Consider the following 20,533-nt stretch of genomic DNA (forward strand, 5'->3'; position numbering starts at 1 on the left):
GCACGCGACCTCGATATTGAGCGCGTGTGGCGTGGCGTTGCCGTGGTCGGCGTCCTGGCGGCCGCGTTCCTGACCGGCGGGTGCGGGAACGACGGCACGCTGGTGATCGGCGTGCGTCCCGGGCAGCCGGGCCTGGTCACCCGGCTCCCCGACGGGCGCTACAGCGGCTTCGACATCGAGGTCGCGCAGTACGTCGCCCGGGCGCTCGGCTACCGCGACGACCAGGTCGTCTACACGCTCGACACCGCGCGGGCCGATCTCGTCGTCGGCGCCACCGGCCCGCCGGGCTCCCGGTATGTCGCCGGCCCCTACCTCGTCACCAGCACCGACGTGCTCGTCCGGGCCGGCGACCTGTCCATCCGCCGCCCGCGCGACCTCGCCCGCAAGCGCGTCTGCGCCACCCGGGAGTCCGCCGAGCCGCTCGTGAAGAGGTTCGGCACCCGGTGGCGGCAGTTCTTCCTCGCCGAGGCGAACCTGCCCGCGGCCTGTGCGCCGCTGCTGGCCTCCGGCCGGACCGACGCGATCGTGGCCGACGCCCCCGTGCTCGCCGGGCTGTCGGCGCAGTATCCCGGCAAGTTCCGCTTCAGCGGCAGGTCTCTGGCCACCGAGAAGTACGGCATCGCCACCGGGACGGCCGCCCTGCGCGACCAGGTCGAGGAGGCGCTGCGCCGGATGTTCGAGGACGGCACCTGGAAGCGCACGGTCATCGACCAGCTCGGGGCGCTCGCCACCCGCTACACCACTCCCCCGTCCCTCGACTGATGCGTTGCCGCATTCCCACCCCCGGGGGCGGGCCCTTCCGGCAGGATGCGGTCATGCCCCCCACGCCTGGCCCGAGGCCGTTCTCGCCACGGCCGTCGCCCATCTCCACCACCGACGTGGCACGCGCCGGTCTGCGGCTCGGCTTCCCGAGCGTGCTGGGCGCGGAGACGTGGTGGGAGGAGGACCGCCCCGCCGAGGGCGGCCGCCGTACCGTCGTCCACCGGGCCGCCGACGGCGCCCTCACCGACCTGCTTCCCGCGCCCTGGGACGCCCGCACACGCGTCCACGAGTACGGCGGGCGGTCCTATGTCGTCGTCCCCGGCCACGGGATCGTCTTCGCGCACCATCCCGACCAGCGGCTCTATCTGGCCCGGCCCCGCGCCGGCGGCGAGCCGGGCTTGGGCGCCGCGGAGCCGCCCCGCCCGGTCACGCCGGAGCCCGACGAGCCGGGCGCGCTGCGCTACGCCGACCTGCGCATCCAGGACGGTCCGGGCGGCCCGCGGGTGTGGTGCGTACGGGAACGCCATCACGAGGACGCCAAGGTCACCCGTTCGATCGTGGCCGTGGACCCGACCGGGGACGGCGAGGTCGCCGAGCTGGTCACCGGCAGCGACTTCTACGCCTCGCCCACGCCGTCCCCAGACGGCCGGCACCTCGCCTACGTCTGCTGGAACCACCCGCACATGCCCTGGACCGGCACCGAACTGCGGGTCACCCGGCTGTCCGACGGCGCCACGTGGACGGTGATGGGCGGGCCGGCCGAGTCGGTCCTCGCGCCGCTGTGGTGCGACGAGCGGCGCCTGTACGCGGTCTCCGATCGATCCGGCTGGTACAACCTCTACCGGGCCGACATCTCCGGGTCGTCGTTCGAAGCCCCCTGCCCGGCGGAGGAGGAGTTCGCCGGGCCGCTGTGGCAGCTCGGCGGCCTGCCGTACGCCGTGCTGGGCGACGGGCGGCTCGCCGTGCTGCACGGGCGCGGCGACCTGCGCCTGGGCGTCCTCGACCCGGAGACGGGCACGCTGACCGACCTCGACGTCCCCTTCCAGGGGTGGGCGCCCGCGCTGGACGCGGACGGCGACGTGCTCATCGGCCTCGGCTACCGGGCGGGCGCGCCGCGTTCGGTCGTCCGGATCGACGCCGCCGACGCCGCCGATGACGCCGATGACGCCGGTCGCGCCGGTCGCGCCGGTCGCGCCGAGGAACTGCGACGGGAGATCGACGACATCCCCGCCGGCGTCCTCCCGGCGCCCCGTGCCGTGGAGTTCGCGACCGCGGAGTTCGGGACCGCGGGGGTCAGGACCGCGGAGTTCGAGGCCGGGGCCGGCATGCGCGTCCACGCGTACCTGTATCCGCCGGAGCAGGCGGACGAAGGCGGCGCGCCGTACGTCGTCTTCGTGCACGGCGGGCCGACCGGGCACGCGACGAGCGAGCTCAGCCTGGAGAAGGCGTTCTTCACCAGCCGCGGCATCGGCGTGATCGACGTGAACTACGGCGGATCCAGCGGATACGGGCGGGCCTATCGGGAGCGCCTGCGCGGCCGGTGGGGCGTGACCGACGTGGAGGACGTGGTCGCCGCGGCGAGGTGGCTGGTCGCCGAGGGCCTCGCCGACCCCGCCCGGATCGCCGTACGCGGGGCGAGCGCGGGCGGGTGGACGGTCATGGCCGCCTGCGCCGCGTCGGACGTCTTCGCGGGCGGCGTCTCGGTGGCGGGCGTCAGCGCGCTCGGGCCCCTCGTCGCGGCCACCCACGACTTCGAGTCGCGCTATGTGGAGTGGCTGGTCGGTCCCGAGAACCGGTACGGCGAGCGTGAACCGCTGGCCCGAGCCGACCAGGTGAACTGCCCCATGCTGCTCATGCAGGGGCTCGCCGACCCGGTCGTGCCGCCGGCCCAGTCGCAGGCGTTCGCCGAGCGCCTGATGGCGCGCGGCGTGCCCTGCACCTTTCTGACGTTCGAAGGCGAGGCCCACGGGTTCCGGCGGCTGGAGACCAAGGCGGCGGCCCTCGCCGCCGAGCTGTCGTTCTACCTGCAGATCTTCCGGTGAGCGGGACCGGTCACGCCTCGGCGAGAAGCGTGCGCATCCGGTCGATCTCGATGCGCTGGTCGGCGTCGACATGGGTGACGAACTGGTTGATCTCTGACTCCTCGCCTCCCCCGTCGCCGAAGAGCCGCTCCACCATGGTCAGCGCCCCCAGATGGTGCTGGATCATGTATTGGTAGAAGAGCCGGTCGAACGGCGCCCCCTTGGCCTGCTCCAGTTCGGCGAACTGCTCCTCGCTGAGCATGCCGGGCATGAGCTCTCCGCCGCCGTGGTCGTGCCCCGCGCCGGAGCCCACGCTCGGCACCTGCTGGAGCCGGGCCCTGAGCCAGCGCACCATCTGGTCGATCTCGTCCTGCTGGGAGATCTCGATCCGCTTGGCGAAACGCGGGAGATCCTTGCTCTCGCTGCGCCCGGCGACGAGCGCGGTCATGCGCAGGGCCTGGGAGTGGTGCCGGATCATCCCCTGCATGAACCGCACGTCGGCGTCGGTGTACTTCCGGCCGTCGGAGCTCGGCACCTCGCCGGCCGGCAGGACCTTGCTGCCCTGTCCCGGCGCGCCCGGCTGCACGACGTTCACCGTGGCCTGTTCGGGAGTCTCTGCCGTACAGGCGCTGATCGCGGCGGCGGCGAGCACGAGCGCGAGAAGCTGCCGGAACGAGGTCGGGGAGATCATGGCCTGCACTCGCTTCTTTGGCTGTTGGGGGGATATCGGCCAAACCGGAGGATGTGTAGGGGTATAGCACATTCGCCCCATATTCAGTTAGTGTCCCCCAAACGCCGCGTAGATCTTTTGGGAGCTGGGCCGGGCCCCGGGATCTGTCGCACGCGCAATGGGTCACGCCGGCAAGACCAGAAAAGGAGGGGTGCGACCCTTGAGAATCAGCCGTGCGGCAGCACGTTGGGGGCGTGCTGGATTAAGGAAGATCGGAGTCGTCGCCGCAGGGGCGGTCCTGGCGGGCCTCATGCCCGCCACGGCCATGGCGGACGACGCCGATCCACGAGCCGGCCTGGGGGCCGGATGGCTGGACGCCCAGCAGGCGAGCCAGGGGCTGGAGCTCCTGGCCCACCGGGACAAGCCGGAGGGCTTCTACCAGGCCTCGAGCCCGGGCAACTCGTCGTACGCGAACTCGGACATGGCGTTCAGCGGCAAGTACGCGTTCGTCGGCAACTACACCGGTTTCAACATCTACGACGTCTCCACGCCCTCGAACCCGGTCCTGACCACCTCCGTGGTGTGCCCGGGCGGCCAGGGCGACCTGTCGGTGTACGGCAACCTGCTGTTCATGTCGGTGGAGGAGACCCGGGGCCGGATCGACTGCGGCACGCAGGGCGCGAGCGGCACCGTGAATCCGGACCGCTTCCGCGGCGTCCGGGTATTCGACATCAGCGACATCAGCAAGCCGGTCCAGGTGGCGGCCGTCCAGACCTGCCGCGGCTCGCACACGCACACCCTGGTCACCGGCAAGAACGACCCGGGCAACGTGTACGTCTACGTGCAGGGCACGGCGAGCATCCGCTCGGGTTCCGAGCTCGCGGGCTGCGCCAACACCGCGGCGACCGACCCGAACACGGCCCAGTGGCGCATCGAGGTCATCAAGGTGCCGGTGGCCACGCCGCAGAACGCGGCGATCGTCTCCACGCCGCGACTGTTCACCGACCCGGAGACCGGGGCGATCAACGGTCTGCAGAACACCCCGCAGACCCCGCGGCATCCGTCCGGCTCGGCCTGGTCGCCGTCGCCCGTCACCACCCACTGCCACGACATCACGGCCTACCCCCAGATCGGCCTCGCGGCCGGGGCGTGTGCGGGCAACGGGCTCCTGATCGACATCTCCGACCCGGCCAACCCCAAGCGGCTCGACGCGGTGACGGACCCGAACTTCGCGTACTGGCACTCGGCCACGTTCAACAACGACGGGACCAAGGTCGTCTTCACGGACGAGTGGGGCGGCGGCAGCGGGGCGCGTTGCCGGATCACCGACGAGCCGTCGTGGGGCGCGGACGCCATCTTCGACATCGTCGACGGCAAGCTGAAGTTCCGCAGCTACTACAAGCTGCCGGTGCCGCAGACGAACCAGGAGAACTGCGTCGCGCACAACGGGTCGCTCGTTCCCGTGCCCGGCCGGGACATCATGGTCCAGGCCTGGTATCAGGGCGGCGTCTCGGTGTTCGACTTCACCGACTCGGCCAACCCGCACGAGATCGCGTACTTCGACCGAGGTCCGGTCAGCGCGGCCTCTCTGCTCCTCGGTGGTTTCTGGTCCGCGTACTACTACAACGGCCATGTCTACGGCAGCGAGATCGCCCGCGGGTTCGACGCGTTCGCGCTGACCCCGAGCGAGCACCTGGACCAGGCCGAGATCGACGCGGCGGCCACGGCCACCTTCGACCGGTTCAACACCCAGCACCAGCCCCGGGTGACGTGGCCGGCGAGCTTCCCGCTGGTGCGCGCCTACTACGCGCAGGCGCTGCGCACCGACACCATGCCCGCCGACACCGCCGCCAACGTGCGGAAGTTCGTCGACCGGGCCGAGCGGTTCACGAGCGGTCCGCAGAAGAAGGCCGCCGTGGCGCAGCTTCGGGCCGTCTCCCACCAGCTCGACACCTCCGTCGGCGCGCAGGCGGCGCTGGCGAAGGCGCTCAACGACCTCGCCGACGCGCTCAGCCTGAAGGCTTAGGCGCCTGATCAGGGGGCGTCCCACCGGGGGCGTCCCCACACGGCCGGGGCCCCCGCCCAGCAGTGGGCGGGGGCCCTTGGGGACGTTTCACTAGCGGGCGAATTCCGTGGCGCGGGACTCGCGGACCACGGTGATCCGGATCTGGCCGGGGTAGGTCAGCTCCTCCTCGACCTGCTTGGCGACGTCCCTGGCGATGACCTGGGCCTGGATGTCGTCCACGTTCTCGGGCCGGACCATGACCCGGATCTCCCGGCCCGCCTGCATGGCGAAGACCTTGTCCACACCGTCGTACGACTGGGCGATCTCCTCCAGGCGCTCCAGCCGCTTGACGTACGCCTCCAGGGACTCGCGCCGGGCACCGGGGCGGCTGCCGCTGATCGCGTCCGCGGCCTGGGTGAGAACCGCCTCGACGGTCCTGACCTCCACCTCGTTGTGGTGCGCCTCGATGGCGTGGACGACGTCCTCGTGCTCGCCGTACCGCCGGGCGATCTCCGCGCCGATCATCGCGTGGCTGCCCTCGACCTCGTGGGTGAGCGCCTTGCCGATGTCGTGCAGAAGCGCGCAGCGCTTGACGAGGTCACGGTCGAGTCGCAGCTCGGAGGCCATGATCCCGGCGATGTGCGCCGACTCGATCAGGTGCTTGAGCACGTTCTGGCCGTAGGAGGTGCGATAGCGGAGCTGGCCCAGCAGGGTGACCAGCTCGGGGTGCATCTCGGTGATGCCCAGCTCGACCAGCGCGTCCTCTCCCGCCCGCACGCACAGGTCCCGCACCTCGGCCTTGCTGCGCTCGTACGCCTCCTCGATGCGCTGGGGGTGGATCCGGCCGTCGAGCACGAGCTTCTCCAGCGTCAGCCTGGCCGTCTCCCGCCGGACCGGGTCGAAACACGACAACAGCACCGCCTCCGGCGTGTCGTCGATGATCAGGTTGACCCCGGTGGTGGACTCGAAGGCCCTGATGTTGCGGCCCTCGCGGCCGATGATGCGGCCCTTCATCTCGTCGCCGGGCAGGTGGAGGACGCTCACCACCGATTCGGCCGTCTGCTCGGTGGCGACCCGTTGCACGGCCAGCGTCACGATCTTGCAGGCGCGCTTCTCGCCCTCCTTCCGAGCCTCGCTCTCGATCTCCCGGACGATCAGCGCGGCCTCGCGCTTGGCTTGGTTCTCGATCTCCTTGACCAGCTCCGCCTTGGCCTGCTCGGCCGTCAGGCCGGCGACCCGCTCCAGAATCTCCTGCCGCCGCTCGGCCACCCGCTCCAGCTCCTCGCGGCGGTCGGCCAGCTCGGTCTCGGTCTCGGCCAGCTTGCGGGCCCGCTCGGTCTGCCTGCGCGCCTCCTCGTCGAGCCGCTGCTCCCGCTCGGCCAGCCGGTTCTCGCGCCGTTCGAGGTCGGAACGCAGCTCCTTGAGCTCCGTCTTGAGGATCCGCGCCTCCTCCTCGACCTCCTTGCGCGTCAGCGCGGCGCTCTCGGCGAGTGTCTCCGACTTCTTGAGAATCTCCCCCGCGTCACGCTCCGCCTTCGTGCGGATCTCCTCGGCCTCGCGCCTGGCCCGTTCGAGCTCCTCGTTGACCTCGGCCTTCACCTCGGCGAGCTGCTCGGTCGAGGGGCCGGGCGGTGTGACGACACCGGTGCGGCGCATGACTATGACGAGGGCGGCGATCATCACGAGAGCCAGCAGCACCACCGCAACCGCAAGAACGATCACGATCGTGTCCATGCGCGCTCACCCCTCACGACAACTCTTGGCAGGGGTCACACGCGCAGCACGGCAGCGCCCGGTGGCGTCACCAGGACAAATATCGTCGCAATGCCCGGACGCCCCGAGGGGCGACCGATATGGCCCGAAGGCCGGTCAATGTCTCTCGTCCGTCGTGGTACACCGTTATGGCAATCCGCGCTGCGCGGAGTAACTCCTCACTGCGGTCGAGATTAAGCGTCAGAGAGGTAACGAGCAAGCAAAGATGCCCTGTCAAGTGACTTTTGTGTGGTGCTATGGCTCACTCGAAGGTATCCGGAAGCCCATCTGACGGACTGCCTTCGGCCTCGATCGCCTCTCGGACCACACGGAAGGCGAGTCCCGGCGAGTAGCCCTTGCGGGCCAGCATGCCGACCAATCTTCGCATCCGTGCCTGCGGTTCCACCCCGCGGGTGGCGGCCAGCTTCCGATCCACCAGCCTGCGCGCGGTCTCGGCCTCCTCGTCCGGATCGAGCCGCCCGACGGCGTCCTTGACCGTCTCCTCGGCCACGCCGCGCTGTCGCAGCTCCTGGGCGAGCGCACGGCGGGCGAGCCCGCGACCGCTGTGCCGGGAGCTCACCCACGCGGCGGCGAACGCCTCGTCGTCGATGAGCCCGACCTCGGAGAACCGCTCCAGCACGGCGTTCGCCGCCTCCTCGGGCACGTCCCGCTTGCGCAGGGCGTCCGCGAGCTGGGCCCGGGTCTTGGGCGCCATCGTCAGTAGCCGCAGGCAGATCGCTCTCGCCACCGCCTCGGGATCGGCCGGCGGTCCCTCGCCCGCCGCGGTGCCCTCCTGCGGCCCGTCGGGAAGCCACCCGCCGGACCGCTTACGCTCTCGCCGGCCTCTCCGGGCTTCCTGGTCTGTCCGCGTTTCCCGCTCTCCCAGCCCCGCCCGGTCTCCCAGCGCTTCCCAGTCCGTCAGCGCATCCCGGTTTCCCAGCGCATCCTGGTCTCCCAGCGCTTCCCGGTCTCTCAGGCCTGCCCGGTCTCCCCGCCGACGGCCACGTCCCCGGCGGCGCCGTCCGGCCACATCGGCCTCCGAACCCGCTTCCGCCCGCACGGTCTCCGCGCGCCCCGTCTCCGCCCGCACGGTCTCCACCCGCCCGGCCTCCGCACGCCGAATCTCCGCGCGCAGGGCGGCGATCGTCGCGGACGCGTCCTCAATCGGCCCGTGCGGCTCTTCCGGCCCCCAGGGTCCCGAGTTCCAGTGCCCCGGCCCGATCTCGTCGTCCGGGCCGGGGGCCTCCGCGCGCCTCATGCCTGCGCTCAGACGTCACCCGGCTTGGGCGCGCTGGCCGCCTTGCTGCCCCGGCCGGACGTGGGGGCGGGCGGCGCCGCCGGAGCGGCGGGGGGCTCGCTCGGCGAGTCGAGCCGCGGCCCGACACCGAGCTTCTCCTTGATCTTCTTCTCGATCTCGTTGGCGATGTCGGGGTTGTTCTTCAGGAAGTTGCGGGCGTTCTCCTTGCCCTGCCCGAGCTGGTCGCCCTCGTACGTGTACCAGGCGCCGGCCTTGCGCACGAACCCGTGCTCGACGCCCATGTCGATCAGCCCGCCCTCGCGGGAGATGCCCATGCCGTACAGGATGTCGAAGTCGGCCTGGCGGAAGGGCGGGGCCATCTTGTTCTTGACGACCTTCACCCGGGTCCGGTTGCCGACCGGCTCGGTGCCGTCCTTGAGCGTCTCGATCCTGCGCACGTCGAGCCGCACCGACGCGTAGAACTTCAGCGCCTTACCACCCGTGGTGGTCTCGGGGCTTCCGAACATGACGCCGATCTTCTCGCGGAGCTGGTTGATGAAGATGGCGGTCGTGCGGGTCTGGTTCAGGGCGCCGGCGACCTTGCGCAGGGCCTGCGACATGAGGCGGGCCTGGAGGCCGACGTGGCTGTCGCCCATCTCGCCCTCGATCTCGGCCTTCGGCACGAGGGCCGCCACCGAGTCGATCACGATGATGTCGACGGCGCCGGAGCGGATCAGCATGTCCGCGATCTCCAGCGCCTGCTCACCGGTGTCCGGCTGGGAGACGAGCAACGCGTCGACGTCGACGCCCAGCTTCTTGGCGTACTCGGGGTCGAGGGCGTGCTCGGCGTCGATGAACGCGGCGATGCCGCCGCCCCTCTGGGCGTTGGCCACGGCGTGCAGGGCGACGGTCGTCTTACCGGAGGACTCGGGGCCGTACACCTCGACGATCCTGCCGCGGGGGAAGCCGCCGATGCCGAGGGCGACGTCGAGAGCGATGGAACCGGTGGGGATGACCTCGATCGGGGCACGCGCGTCGTCTCCGAGACGCATGACGCTGCCCTTGCCGAACTGCCGCTCGATTTGCGCGAGGGCGGTCTCAAGGGCCTTCTCGCGGTCGTTGATTGCCATTGGGTGCCCCCTGAAGGGTGGTCGTCTGCTCGGTCACCGAAAAGCTACGGGGTGCCACCGACATTTTCCGGAGCTTCCCGCAGCCCGCCCCGGAAGGCGGGCCGGGAGCCTGTCGCGCCCCGGCGACCTGACGGCGCGCACCCCGGCGGCGACCAGTCCAATATAGCCGAACGACTGTTCGATCACATGCCGAACCGCCGCCGAGCCCGCCGCCAAACGGCGTCCCGACCGCGCCGTTACATTCCCGGGCGTTACTCTGCCATGGTTGCCAGCGCGCTGACCTGGGACGATCCTTGTAGCAAAGCTGGATCTCCCCGCTGGAGGGGCCACGTGACGGGCACCGGCGACTACAGCGGACAGCGCCTGGCCCGCCTTGAGGCGCTCGCGGCGCGGCTCCCCGAGCACGGTCTCTCCGCGCGACTGCTCGGCACGGACGATCCGGTTTTGTCCGTATGGCACCCGGGCACCGGCAGGCAGACGATCGTCTTCGCGACGCCCGCCAAGGAAGGCTGGATGTTCCTGTGGGCACCGGGCGGCCAGGAGAGCGCCGACGACCCCGGCCGTGCGGCCGAACTGATCCGTCGGACGCTTTCCCGGCACCCCTGATCCTCGCGGCGGCGCCCCGCCCGTCAGCGAACGACTTCGCCCAGCTTGACTCGCGCGCCGGTGCGGAGCACCGCCCTCCGGTAGACGCGGGCCGCGCCCAGCAGGACGGCCACCACGGCCACGACCATGAGCGCTCCGGCGATGAGGATCTCCCCCAGCGGCACGTCGACGGCCGCCGTACGTACGGGCATGACCATCGAGGAGAACGGCGGCACGAACGACAGCACGCGCGCGACCGTGCCCGTCGGCTCGACGGCGGCGAAGTAGGCCGTCAGATAGGTGAGCATCATGAGCATGGTCATCGGCGTCAGGACGGTGTTGAGCTCCTCCTGCCGCGACACCAGGGAGCCGAAGGCGGCGGCGAGCGCCGAGAAGAAGGCGTAGCCCAGCACGAACCAGACGACCGCGCTGACCACGATGCCTCCCATCCCGGGCGGCAGGTCGGCCGTGAAGCCGGTCGCGAAGGACGCCGCCAGACCGGCGGCGATGACCACGACGAGGTTGACCAGGCCCAGCGAGCCCAGCCCCACGATCTTGCCGCCCAGGAGCTGCCAGGGGCGCACCGAGGTGAGCAGGATCTCCACGATGCGGCTGCCCTTCTCCTCCACCACGCCCATGGCGACGAACATCGAGGAGTAGATGAGCAGGAAGAACAGCACCATCACGATCAGCGTGGCGATGCCGGTGCGCACGCCCTGGTAGCGGGCGTCCGCGCCGACCGACTCCACCGTCAGCGGCGAGATCGTGAGGCCGGCCGCCTTGATCTGGGCGTCGCGGTGGGCGCTCTCCAGGACCAGCCCGAGCCGCTGGTCGAGTTCGCCGTTCGCGAGGACCTTGTCCCCGTTGATCAGGGCTGCGTCGAGGTCGCCGTCGATCACGGCCTTCCGCGCGGCCGCCTCGTCCGGCCACCGGGAGTACGCGAGCTGGGCCGCGGCCGGGGGCGCGTCGCCCACGACGCCCACGTCGTAGGTGTCGTCGCCGCCGAGGACCTTGGGCAGGAACGCCAGCGCGGCCACCAGGACGGCGCTGACCGCCAGACTGATCAGGTACGACTTCGTCCTGACGCGCGTGCGGATCTCCCGCTGGGCCACCAGCCACAGGCCGTTCATGCCACCGCCTCCCTGAAGATCTCGGCCAGCGTCGGCTGCCTGCGACCGAAGTGCTCCACCCTGCCCGCCCCGATCGCCGTACGCAGGATGTCCTGGTCGTCGCCCTCCTCGCACAGCAGGACGTCGCGGTCGCCCTCGCGGGTCAGCTCGCCGGGCAGGCCGTCGGCCCAGCCGGGCGCGGCGTCCCTGACCACGACCCGCAGCACCCCGCGGCCCTCCCGCTCGCGCAGCTCGCCGACCGGCCCGTACGCCACCATGCGGCCCGCCGAGATGATGCCCACCGAGTCGCAGAGCTGTTCGACCAGGTCGAGCTGGTGGCTGGAGAAGATCACCGGCACGCCCGCGGCGGCGCGGTCCTTGAGCACCTCCGCGAGCGCGTCGACCGCCAGCGGGTCGAGGCCCGAGAACGGCTCGTCGAGGATCAGCACCGCCGGCTCGTGGACGAGCGCGACGGCGAGCTGCACCCGCTGCTGGTTGCCGAGCGACAGCGCCTCCACGGCGTCGTCGCGCCGCTCGACCAGGCCGAGCCGTTCGACCAGGGCGGCGGTGGCCGAGCGCGCGGCGGCCGGGGCGAGCCCGTGGAGCCTGCCGAAGTATTCGATCTGCTCGGCGACCTTCATCTTCTGGTAGAGGCCGCGCTCCTCCGGCATGTAGCCGAACGTGCGGCGGTCGTCGTACGTCACCGGGCGGCCGTCGAGGCGCACCTCGCCGGCGTCGCCGTCGAGCACGCCCATGACGATCCGCATCGTCGTCGTCTTGCCCGCGCCGTTGGCGCCGACGAACCCGAACATCTCGCCCGGCCGTACGGTGAAGCCCACCCCGTCGAGGGCGGTCTTGTCTCCATAGCGTTTGCGTAGACCGTCGATCTCAAGCACGGGGGGCTGCCTCCACAATTCGTCGCAGAACGTCCATGTATGTCTCGAAGGCCACACGTCCCCTATCGGTCAGCGAGAGCCAGGTGCGCGCGCGCTTGCCGACGAAGGTCTTCTCGACCCGGACGTAACCGGCCTGTTCGAGCGTGAGGATGTGCTTGCTGAGCAGCGAGTCGCTGACCTCGATGGTGTCGCGGAGGAAGCGGAAATCGGCCTTGTCCGCCGCGGCCAGGGCCGCCATGATCGACAGCCGCACCGGCGCGTGGATGATCTCGTCGAGCTCGTGGCGCGGGTGGGCCGTCATCGGTTCCTCATCACGCGGAGCCCGCCGTACACCAGGGGCAGCCCGGCGAGCACCGACAGCGCGGCGAACGCCGCCGTCCAGCCCGCCGTGGGCCGCTCGGGCAGCAGCCAGACGCCGACGACGAACGGCACCGTCATCGTCATCACGTACGCGGCCGAGACCGGTCCGTTGATCCGCTTCATCAGCCGATCATGGACCCGCAGCCGAGCCCAGTACACGCACAGGGCGACCGTCAGGACGATCCATCCGAGCCCGGCGATCAACGGCAAGGGGTGGCCGCCAAGGAAAATCGCCGGCCAGTAGACCATCGTGGCCAGTCCCACGAACAGGTACGCCCGTCCGGGCCCGCGCGAGGAATGCCGGACCCGCCGCCCCACACGCCCGATCTCCTGGAGAGCCTCATCGGGAGTGAAGTGATCTCCGCTCATGCGCTTCCTCCGTGTTCATCTGCTGAACACGCTAGCAAGCACTCAACCGGCGTTCAAGTCGTAGCCGTAGACAACGAAAGGCATGGGTAACGGACGGAGCGGCACGTGACGGGATCACACCGCCGCGGTCACGGAGTGGAGTCGTCGGGAACCGCCACCGAGCGGTGGCCGCGGGCGCGGTCTGCCGGTAGGCGGGAGAGGGGTCAGCGCAGCCTGGGGTCCACATCGACCTCCTGGCAGACGGCCTGCCAGACCTGCTTGGCCGCCACGCCCTCGGAGAGGGCCTGCTCGACCGTGCGCCCGCCGAGCCCGGCGATCACGTAGTCCTTCGCCCACGACTCCGCGTACGCCTCGCCGAAGTGGCGGCGCATCCTGTTCCAGAAGTCTGTGAGGCGCATGCGTTCAGTATGACGCCGCGGCCCGGATGACCCGTCCCGGCCGCGGCGCGGCCATCGCTTCCCCACCGGCAGGAGATGGCGTCACATGACGCGGGTGCCGTACATCTCGCCGAGCGGGTCCGCGAGCAGTTCCAGGCGGGCGCCGTCCGGGTCCTGGAAGTAGATCGAGCTGCCGCTCTCCATCTGGTAGGGCACACCGGCGGCGTCGAGCTTGCCGCGCAGGCGCTCCCAGGTCGCCCGCTCCACGGAGATCGCGATGTGGTGGAGCCCGCCGAGGACCTCCTTGTACGGCTCCAGGTCGAGGCCGGGGAGGTCGAAGAACGCCAGCAGGTTGCCGTTGCCGATGTCGAAGAAGAAGTGGTTGGACCCGCGGTAGTCGCGGTTCTCGAATATCTCGGTCAGCGGGAACTCGAGGAGCTCGTGGTAGAAGCGGATCGTCCGCTCGACGTCGGACGAGATCAGCGCGAAGTGGTGCAGGCCCCTCGCGCTGCTGGCGGCACGGCGCTCGCTCAGGTAGCGCTCGCGGATCCGCGCGCGCTCCGCCTCGATGGCCGCGTAGTCGATTTCCATACTGAGGAAGATTGTCCCGATGGCGGCATCTCATGCCATCCGGGGTCAGGCGAGCAGCCGTCTTCGCCGGCTGACCCGCTCCACGAGTTCCGCCCGCAGCGCCTCGTGCCGCGACTCGCGGGCCTGGCGGGCCTGGGGAGCCTGGTGACGGGATGGCGGCGCGGCGTTTTCTGTCGGTGGGGCGATGCATGATGGGCAGGTGGGTGCGCTCGACGGCTTCAGTCCGGTGACCAGGGAGTGGTTCACCGGCGCCTTCGCGACGCCGACCACCGCGCAGGAGGGCGCGTGGTCGTCGATCGCGCGGGGCGAGAACACGCTCGTGGTCGCTCCCACCGGGTCCGGCAAGACGCTCGCGGCCTTCCTGTGGGCCATCGACCGCCTCGCCGTCGAGCACACGGCGGGCCCGGCCTCCCCGGGCACCGTGGCGGCGCTGGAGGAGCGGGACGGCGGGCCCGGGGCGGGACGGCACAGCGAACGGCTCAGCGGTTCTGTGGCGGGGCGGCATGGCGAGCGGCCCGGCGGCCGCCGCGGCACGCGACGCGGCCGGAAGGACGACGGGGAGCCGCCCCGGCCCTGCCGGGTCGTGTACGTCTCCCCCCTGAAGGCCCTCGCGGTGGACGTCGAGCGGAACCTGCGGGCCCCGCTCACGGGCATCCGGCAGACGGCGCTGCGGATGGGCCTGCCCGCCCCCGATATCTCGGTGGCGATCCGCTCCGGAGACACCGCGGCCGAGGATCGGCGCCGTTTCGCCGCCCGGCCCTCCGACATCCTGATCACTACGCCCGAGTCCCTGTTCCTGATCCTCACCTCGCAGGCGCGCGAGGCGCTGCGCGGCGTCGAGACCGTGATCGTGGACGAGGTGCACGCCGTCGCGGGAACCAAGCGCGGCGCGCATCTCGCGCTGACGCTGGAGCGGCTCGACGCCCTCCTGCCCGCTCCGGCCCAGCGCATCGGGCTGTCGGCGACCGTACGGCCGGTCGAGGAGGTGGCGACGTTCCTCGGCGGGTCCCGCCTGGCCACGGTCGTGCAGCCGCCCTCCGAGAAGGTCATTGAGGTCGACGTCGTGGTGCCGGTGGAGGACATGACCGAGCTGGCGCCGCCTCCGCCCGGCGCTGACGGCGAGTCGCCGGAGCACCGGAGGAGCATCTGGCCGCATGTCGAGGAGCACCTTCTCGACCTGATCGAGGCCCATCGGTCCACGATCGTCTTCGCCAACTCACGGCGTCTGTCGGAGCGCCTGTGCACCCGGCTCAACGAGCTCGCCTGGGAACGGCGGACCGCTCCCGCGCTGGGCGAGGATCCGAGCCCGGGCCTGGGAGATCCGGCCCACTGGTCGGATGCCTTCGAGGAGTTGCACGCGCAATGGTCGGACCGGCGCGAAGGACCTGACGCCCAGGGCGGGGATGCCCGGCGGACCGGACCGGCGGCCATGCCGTCCGAGATGATGGCCCAGGCGGGGGCCTCTGGCGGCGCGATCCCCGAGGTGGTGCGGGCGCATCACGGCTCCGTCTCCAAGGAGGAGCGGTCCCAGATCGAGGAGGCGCTGAAGTCGGGCCGCCTGCCCGCGGTTGTCGCCACCTCCAGCCTGGAGCTGGGCATCGACATGGGGTCGGTGGACCTGGTGGCCTGTGTCGAGGCGCCGCCCAGCGTGGCGAGCGGCCTGCAGCGCATCGGCCGCGCCGGGCACCAGGTCGGGGCCGTGTCCCGAGGCGTGATCTTTCCCAAGTATCGGGGCGACCTGGTCCAGACGGCCGTCGTGGCCGAACGCATGCGAACGGGCCAGATCGAGGAGATCCGCTATCCGCGCAACCCCCTCGACGTGCTGGCCCAGCAGATCGTCGCGATGACCGCGCTCGACGAGTGGACGGTCGACTCGCTGGAGGCGGTGGTTCGCCGGGCCGCACCCTACGCCACGCTGCCGCGCAGCGCGCTGGAGGCGACGCTCGACATGCTCGCCGGGCGCTACCCGAGCGAGGAGTTCGGCGAACTGCGTCCGCGCGTCGTGTGGGACCGGGTCACGGGCACCCTTCAGGGCCGTCCCGGGGCCCAGCGCCTGGCGGTGACGAACGGGGGCACCATCCCCGACCGCGGGCTGTTCGGCGTGTTCCTGGTGGGCGATAAGGCGTCGCGCGTGGGCGAGCTGGACGAGGAGATGGTCTACGAGTCCCGCGTCGGCGACGTGTTCGTGCTGGGCGCGACCTCGTGGCGGATCGAGGACATCACCGCCGACCGGGTCCTGGTCTCCCCCGCCCCCGGGCAGCCGGGCAAGCTGCCGTTCTGGCACGGAGACGCGCCGGGGCGGCCCGCCGAGCTGGGCCGGGCGATCGGCGCGTTCCTCCGCGAGCTGTCGGCCGCCGGGGCGGGCGGCCGGGGTGACCCGGCGTCGGCGCGTGAGCGGATCCGCGCGGCGGGGCTCGACGACTACGCCGTCGGCAACCTGCTCGCCTACCTGACCGAGCAGCGGGAGGCGACGGGCTATGTGCCCGACGACCGCACGCTCGTGGTCGAGCGGTTCCGCGACGAGCTGGGCGACTGGCGCGTGGTGATCCACTCCCCCTTCGGCGCGCGGGTCCACGCTCCCTGGGCGCTCGCCATCGGGCGCCGGCTGCGCGAGCGGTACGGCGTCGACGTCCAGGCCGTCCACTCCGACGACGGCATCGTGCTGCGCGTGCCCGACACCTTCGAGGAGGCGCCGACCGACGTCGCGGTGTTCGACGCCGAGGAGATCGAGCAGGTCGTCGTCGAGGAGCTGGGGGGCTCCGCCCTGTTCGCCGCCCGGTTCCGGGAATGTGCCGGACGCGCCCTCCTGCTGCCGCGTCGCTCGCCCGGCAGGCGCAGCCCCCTGTGGCAGCAGCGCCAGCGGGCGGCCCACCTGCTCGGCGTCGCGAGCAAGTACGCCGGGTTCCCGGTGGTGCTGGAGACGATGCGCGAGTGCCTGCAGGACGTCTTCGACGTGCCGGGCCTGGTGGAGCTCATGCGGGACGTCGCCGCCCGCCGGGTGCGGGTGGTCGAGGTGGAGACCTCCCAGGCGTCCCCGTTCGCGGCGTCGCTGCTGTTCAACTACATCGGCGCGTTCATGTACGAGGGTGACGCGCCGCTGGCCGAGCGGCGGGCGCAGGCGCTCGCCCTCGACACCGCGCTCCTCGCCGAGCTCATGGGGCAGGCCGACCTGCGGGAGCTGCTCGACCCGGATGTCGTCGCCGAGACCGAGCGGGAGCTGGCGCGGCTGGACAGGCCGTTGCGTGACGCCGAGGACCTCGCCGACCTGCTGCGCTCGCACGGTCCGCTGCTCGCCCAGGACGTCTCGATCCGCGAGGGAGATCCCGCGTGGCTCGCCGACCTGGAACGGGCGCGCCGGGCCATCCGGGTACGCGTGGCGGGCCACGAGCAATGGGCCGCGGTGGAGGACGCCTGGCGCCTGCGCGACGCGCTCGGGGTGCCGTTGCCGGTGGGCGTCCCGCACGAGTTCCTCGAAGCGCCCCTCGCCGGTGGGCCCGGCGGCCCGGGCCGGGCCGCCGCCCCCGATCCGCTCGGCGACCTGGTCGCGCGTCACGCCCGCACCCGCGGGCCGTTCTCCTCCGGAACGGCCGCGGGGCGCTTCGGCGTAGGCGTCGCGGTGGTGGACGAGGCGCTGCGCCGTCTCGCGGCGGCGGGCAGGGTGGTCGCCGGAGAGTTCCGCCCCGGAGGCCGGGGCGAGGAGTGGTGCGACGCCGGGGTGCTGCGGCTGCTGCGGCGCCGGTCGCTGGCGCGGCTCCGCAAGGAGGTCGAACCGGTCCCCCCGGAGACGCTGGCGGCGTTCCTGCCCGCCTGGCACGGCATCGTCCCACAGAGCCTCACGCCGACCGGCGGCGGACCGGGCGGCAACGGCGGCCGAACCGGACTCGCAGGGCCCGGCGTCCAGAACGACTTCCGTGCACAGAGCGGCGGCTTCGGCACAGGGCCGGGCCTGGAGACACCCAGCGGCCGGGGCGGGCAGCGCCCGGCGTGGCAGGAGGATCCCGCGCGGCACGAGGGGTGGCACGCGGGTCCGGTGCGGCAGGAGGGCCAGGGCTCGGCGCGGGCCATGGACGCTCTGATCACGGCGATCGAACGATTGCAGGGAGCGGCCATCCCTGCTTCCGCGTTGGAGTCGCTGGTGCTCCCCGCGCGAGTGCCCGGATACTCCCCCGCCCTGCTCGACGAGCTGACCTCGTCCGGGGAGGTCGTCTGGGTGGGCCAGGGTTCCCTGCCCGGAGGCGACGGGTGGGTCGGTCTCTACTTCGCCGACACCGCACCCCTGCTGCTCCCCGCGCCGTCGGAGATCACCATGACTCCGCTGCACGAGCAGATCCTGGAGATCCTGAGCGGGGGCGGCGCGTTGTTCTTCCGCGAGCTGTCCAACCGGATCGCGGCGGCGGCGCTCGGCGACCAGGTGCCGCCCCTGTCCGGCCCGGACGCCGCCTCGGCCCGCCGGGCCAGAATCCTCGGCCGCGTCGAGATGGAGCCGGATGGGATGGGCGGTGTCGCGCGTGCGAGCGCGGTGCCGGACGACACGACGCTCGCGGCGGCCCTGTGGGACCTCGTCTGGGCGGGCCGGGTCACCGGCGACACGCTCGCCCCGCTTCGCTCGACGCTGGGCACCGGGCGACCCGCCCACCGGCCGTCGGCGACCAGGCGCCGCCGGGCGGTGCTGCCGACGAGAAGCGGGCCGCCGACCGTGAGCGGCCGATGGTGGCTGCTGCCCCCGCCGTCGGCCGACGCCACCCAGCGGGCCCACGCGCAGGCCGAAGTCCTGCTGGAGCGGCACGGCGTGCTGACGCGGGGCGGCATCACGGCCGAGCGCCTGCCCGGCGGGTTCTCCGGCGTCTACCAGGTGCTGCGCGCGTTCGAGGAGAGCGGCCGGTGCCGCCGGGGCTACTTCGTCGAAGGTCTGGGCGGCGCCCAGTTCGCCCTGCCGGGCGCGGTCGACCGCATGCGCGCCATGTCCTCCACGCGTCCCGCTCCGGCCGAGGACCTGTGGTCGATCCCCGCCCCGCCGCCGCCCCGCCGTGCGGTCGTGCTCGCGGCGACCGACCCGGCCAACCCGTACGGCGCGGCCCTGCCCTGGCCGGAGCGCACAGACGACGTGACCCACAAGCCGGGCCGCAAGGCCGGCGCACTGGTGGTGCTGGTGGAGGGCGCGCTGATCCTCTATGTGGAGCGCGGCGGGAAGACCCTGCTCTCGTCCGGGCCCGAGGAGGACCTGCGGCCGGCCGTGCAGGCCCTGGCGGTCGCCGTCAAGCGGGGAGCCCTGGGGAAGCTGACGGTCGAGCGGGCCGACGGCACCGCCATCACCGACTCACCCCTGGCGGAGGCCCTGGAAGCCGCCGGGTTCCACCCCACTCCCCGTGGCCTGCGGATCCGCAGTTGACCGAAGGCCGGCCGACGTGGTCACGCCCGCGGCCCGCTTCATGGCACGGTGCCGCGCCACGGCCAGCGGCAGGGTGCCGACGGAGACGACGACGATGCCCGCGCCGAAGATCTGGAATGTCGCCGCCGCTCCCAGCCGGTGCACGACGAACCCCGCGGCGACGGCGGGCAGCGAGATCGCGCCGTAGGCGACGATGTAGAAGGCGGCCATGACCTGAGCCCGGCCGCCCGGCGGCGCGGCGGCGCCGACGGTGCGCAGTGAGCCGAACATCGCGAAGCCGACGCCGATACCGATCACCACGCTGGCCGCGACGAACAACACAGCGCTGTCGGCGGACAGCGACCACGCCATCGACGCGATGCCGCCGATGAGCGCGAGCGTCCCGCAGGCAATCTGGACGGCCGGGGGCAGCGCCCGCGCGACCAGGGGCGGCACCGCCGACGCGCCCCCCAGCGCCAGGATGGCCAGTCCGGCCGCGAGCGGGCTCGTGGTGTGGAGAAGAGCGGGGGCCAGCGTCCCGGCGAGTCCCAGGTAGATGCCGATGATCGACCAGGCGCAGGTGATCGCGAGGCCCGCGAGGACGAACGGCGCGCGGATCTGCCGTGGCACGCCCGGGGCCGCGACCCGGAACCCGGGGCGTGATTCCCGTGACACGGTCTCGGGGACCGCCGTCATGCCCAGGAGCAGGACGACGACCAGCACGGCGAGCACGACGAACGGGGTGACCAGCGGTCCCGGCGCGAACTGCAGGAGCACCGCGCCGAGCAGGCCGCCGGCCCCGACGCCCAGGGCGCTGGCGACGACGTTGTAGAGACTGGCCGTGGCCGGATCCCGGCCCTGGCGCAACTCGAGCAGGGCCGCGCCGGACGCGCTGATCGCGATGCCGGTGGCCAGCCCCTGAACCGCGCGGGCGGCGAACAGCCAGGCCGCGCCGGACGCGTACACGAACAGGCCCATCGAGGCGAGCAGGCCGGCCAGGCCCGTCACGATGACCGGCCGGCGGCCCCAGGTGTCGGAGATCCGGCCGAAGGCCAGCAGCGAGGCCAGCACCCCGAGGCAGTACGTCGCGTAGATCAGGGTCACGGTGGAGGCCGGCAGGTGCCACCGGACCGCGTACAGCCTGTACAGCGGAGACGGCACGGCCGACGCGGCGAGGCAGAGCCCGATGACCCCCGCCGTCAGAGCGAACGCCTGCCCGGACGTCGGCCGTCTCGTGGCCGGAGCAGTGGAAGTCGCGTTGTTCACACTCATCAGCCTGACCGGGGCGCCGCGCGCGCACG

Annotated in this window: 16 protein-coding genes; 5 read left to right on the forward strand and 11 right to left on the reverse strand. The window is 72.1% G+C overall.

Translation table 11 applies throughout. The features are described 5' to 3' along the window. The first annotated feature begins 24 nt into the window (after positions 1–24). Entirely contained in the window at positions 25–762 is a 738-nt protein-coding gene (locus IL992_RS13075; RefSeq protein ID WP_193203606.1) for a transporter substrate-binding domain-containing protein, read from the forward strand. Between the two features lie 53 nt (positions 763–815). Further along, positions 816–2,804, forward strand: coding sequence for a S9 family peptidase (locus tag IL992_RS13080; RefSeq protein ID WP_193203607.1), 1,989 nt, complete (start codon positions 816–818; stop codon positions 2,802–2,804). A 10-nt stretch (positions 2,805–2,814) separates the two neighbouring features. On the opposite strand, the gene IL992_RS13085 is transcribed toward IL992_RS13080, so the two are convergent. Beyond that, positions 2,815–3,474 (reverse strand): DUF305 domain-containing protein, encoded by a 660-nt coding sequence (locus IL992_RS13085; protein ID WP_193203608.1) that lies wholly within the window; start codon positions 3,472–3,474, stop codon positions 2,815–2,817. Positions 3,475–3,763: 289 nt separating this feature from the next. On the opposite strand from IL992_RS13085, the gene IL992_RS13090 reads away from it, so the two are divergent. Then, positions 3,764–5,479, forward strand: coding sequence for an LVIVD repeat-containing protein (locus IL992_RS13090; protein WP_193203609.1), 1,716 nt, complete (start codon positions 3,764–3,766; stop codon positions 5,477–5,479). Between the two features lie 90 nt (positions 5,480–5,569). Here the strand turns inward: IL992_RS13090 and rny are convergent, their stop codons facing one another. The 3 genes from rny to recA all read right to left on the reverse strand — a co-directional run bounded on the left by rny (position 5,570) and on the right by recA (position 9,577). Beyond that, positions 5,570–7,192 carry a ribonuclease Y gene (gene rny / locus IL992_RS13095; protein WP_193203610.1) on the reverse strand — a complete coding sequence of 541 codons (1,623 nt, stop codon included), beginning with the start codon at positions 7,190–7,192 and terminating at the stop codon, positions 5,570–5,572. 280 nt (positions 7,193–7,472) lie between these two features. After that, entirely contained in the window at positions 7,473–8,468 is a 996-nt protein-coding gene (locus IL992_RS48915) for a regulatory protein RecX (protein WP_193203611.1), read from the reverse strand. 8 nt (positions 8,469–8,476) lie between these two features. Then, entirely contained in the window at positions 8,477–9,577 is a 1,101-nt protein-coding gene (recA, locus tag IL992_RS13105) for a recombinase RecA (RefSeq protein WP_193203612.1), read from the reverse strand. 330 nt (positions 9,578–9,907) lie between these two features. Between recA and IL992_RS13110 the strand changes: the two genes are divergently transcribed. Further along, positions 9,908–10,183: a hypothetical protein gene (locus IL992_RS13110; RefSeq protein ID WP_193203613.1), complete on the forward strand. Its 276-nt coding sequence runs from the start codon at positions 9,908–9,910 to the stop codon at positions 10,181–10,183. 23 nt (positions 10,184–10,206) lie between these two features. On the opposite strand, the gene IL992_RS13115 is transcribed toward IL992_RS13110, so the two are convergent. From IL992_RS13115 to IL992_RS13140, 6 genes are all read right to left on the reverse strand, one after another. Further along, positions 10,207–11,292 carry an ABC transporter permease gene (locus IL992_RS13115; protein ID WP_193203614.1) on the reverse strand — a complete coding sequence of 362 codons (1,086 nt, stop codon included), beginning with the start codon at positions 11,290–11,292 and terminating at the stop codon, positions 10,207–10,209. After that, positions 11,289–12,167 (reverse strand): ABC transporter ATP-binding protein, encoded by an 879-nt coding sequence (locus IL992_RS13120; protein WP_193203615.1) that lies wholly within the window; start codon positions 12,165–12,167, stop codon positions 11,289–11,291. Before IL992_RS13120 ends, IL992_RS13115 begins: the two co-directional genes overlap by 4 nt. Continuing rightward, positions 12,160–12,468 (reverse strand): winged helix-turn-helix domain-containing protein, encoded by a 309-nt coding sequence (locus IL992_RS13125; protein WP_193203616.1) that lies wholly within the window; start codon positions 12,466–12,468, stop codon positions 12,160–12,162. Before IL992_RS13125 ends, IL992_RS13120 begins: the two co-directional genes overlap by 8 nt. After that, a complete protein-coding gene (locus IL992_RS13130; RefSeq protein WP_193203617.1) occupies positions 12,465–12,896 on the reverse strand; it encodes a hypothetical protein in 432 nt (143 codons plus the stop codon). Before IL992_RS13130 ends, IL992_RS13125 begins: the two co-directional genes overlap by 4 nt. A gap of 203 nt (positions 12,897–13,099) precedes the next feature. Continuing rightward, positions 13,100–13,294, reverse strand: a complete 195-nt coding sequence (locus tag IL992_RS13135) for a DUF3046 domain-containing protein (RefSeq protein WP_193203618.1) — start codon at positions 13,292–13,294, stop codon at positions 13,100–13,102. An 81-nt stretch (positions 13,295–13,375) separates the two neighbouring features. Beyond that, complete coding sequence (locus tag IL992_RS13140) at positions 13,376–13,864, reverse strand: VOC family protein (RefSeq protein WP_193203619.1); 489 nt, start codon at positions 13,862–13,864, stop codon at positions 13,376–13,378. Positions 13,865–14,048: 184 nt separating this feature from the next. Here IL992_RS13140 and IL992_RS13145 point away from each other — a divergent pair, with 184 nt between their 5' ends. Next, complete coding sequence (locus tag IL992_RS13145) at positions 14,049–19,253, forward strand: Lhr family helicase (RefSeq protein WP_404804750.1); 5,205 nt, start codon at positions 14,049–14,051, stop codon at positions 19,251–19,253. Here IL992_RS13145 and IL992_RS13150 read toward each other — a convergent pair. Next, positions 19,182–20,498: an MFS transporter gene (locus tag IL992_RS13150; RefSeq protein WP_193203621.1), complete on the reverse strand. Its 1,317-nt coding sequence runs from the start codon at positions 20,496–20,498 to the stop codon at positions 19,182–19,184. The two genes, IL992_RS13145 and IL992_RS13150, sit on opposite strands and share 72 nt — an antisense overlap. Positions 20,499–20,533 lie beyond the last annotated feature (35 nt).

This window comes from Microbispora sitophila, assembly GCF_014892245.1.
In the GTDB taxonomy this organism is placed as follows: domain Bacteria; phylum Actinomycetota; class Actinomycetes; order Streptosporangiales; family Streptosporangiaceae; genus Microbispora; species Microbispora siamensis.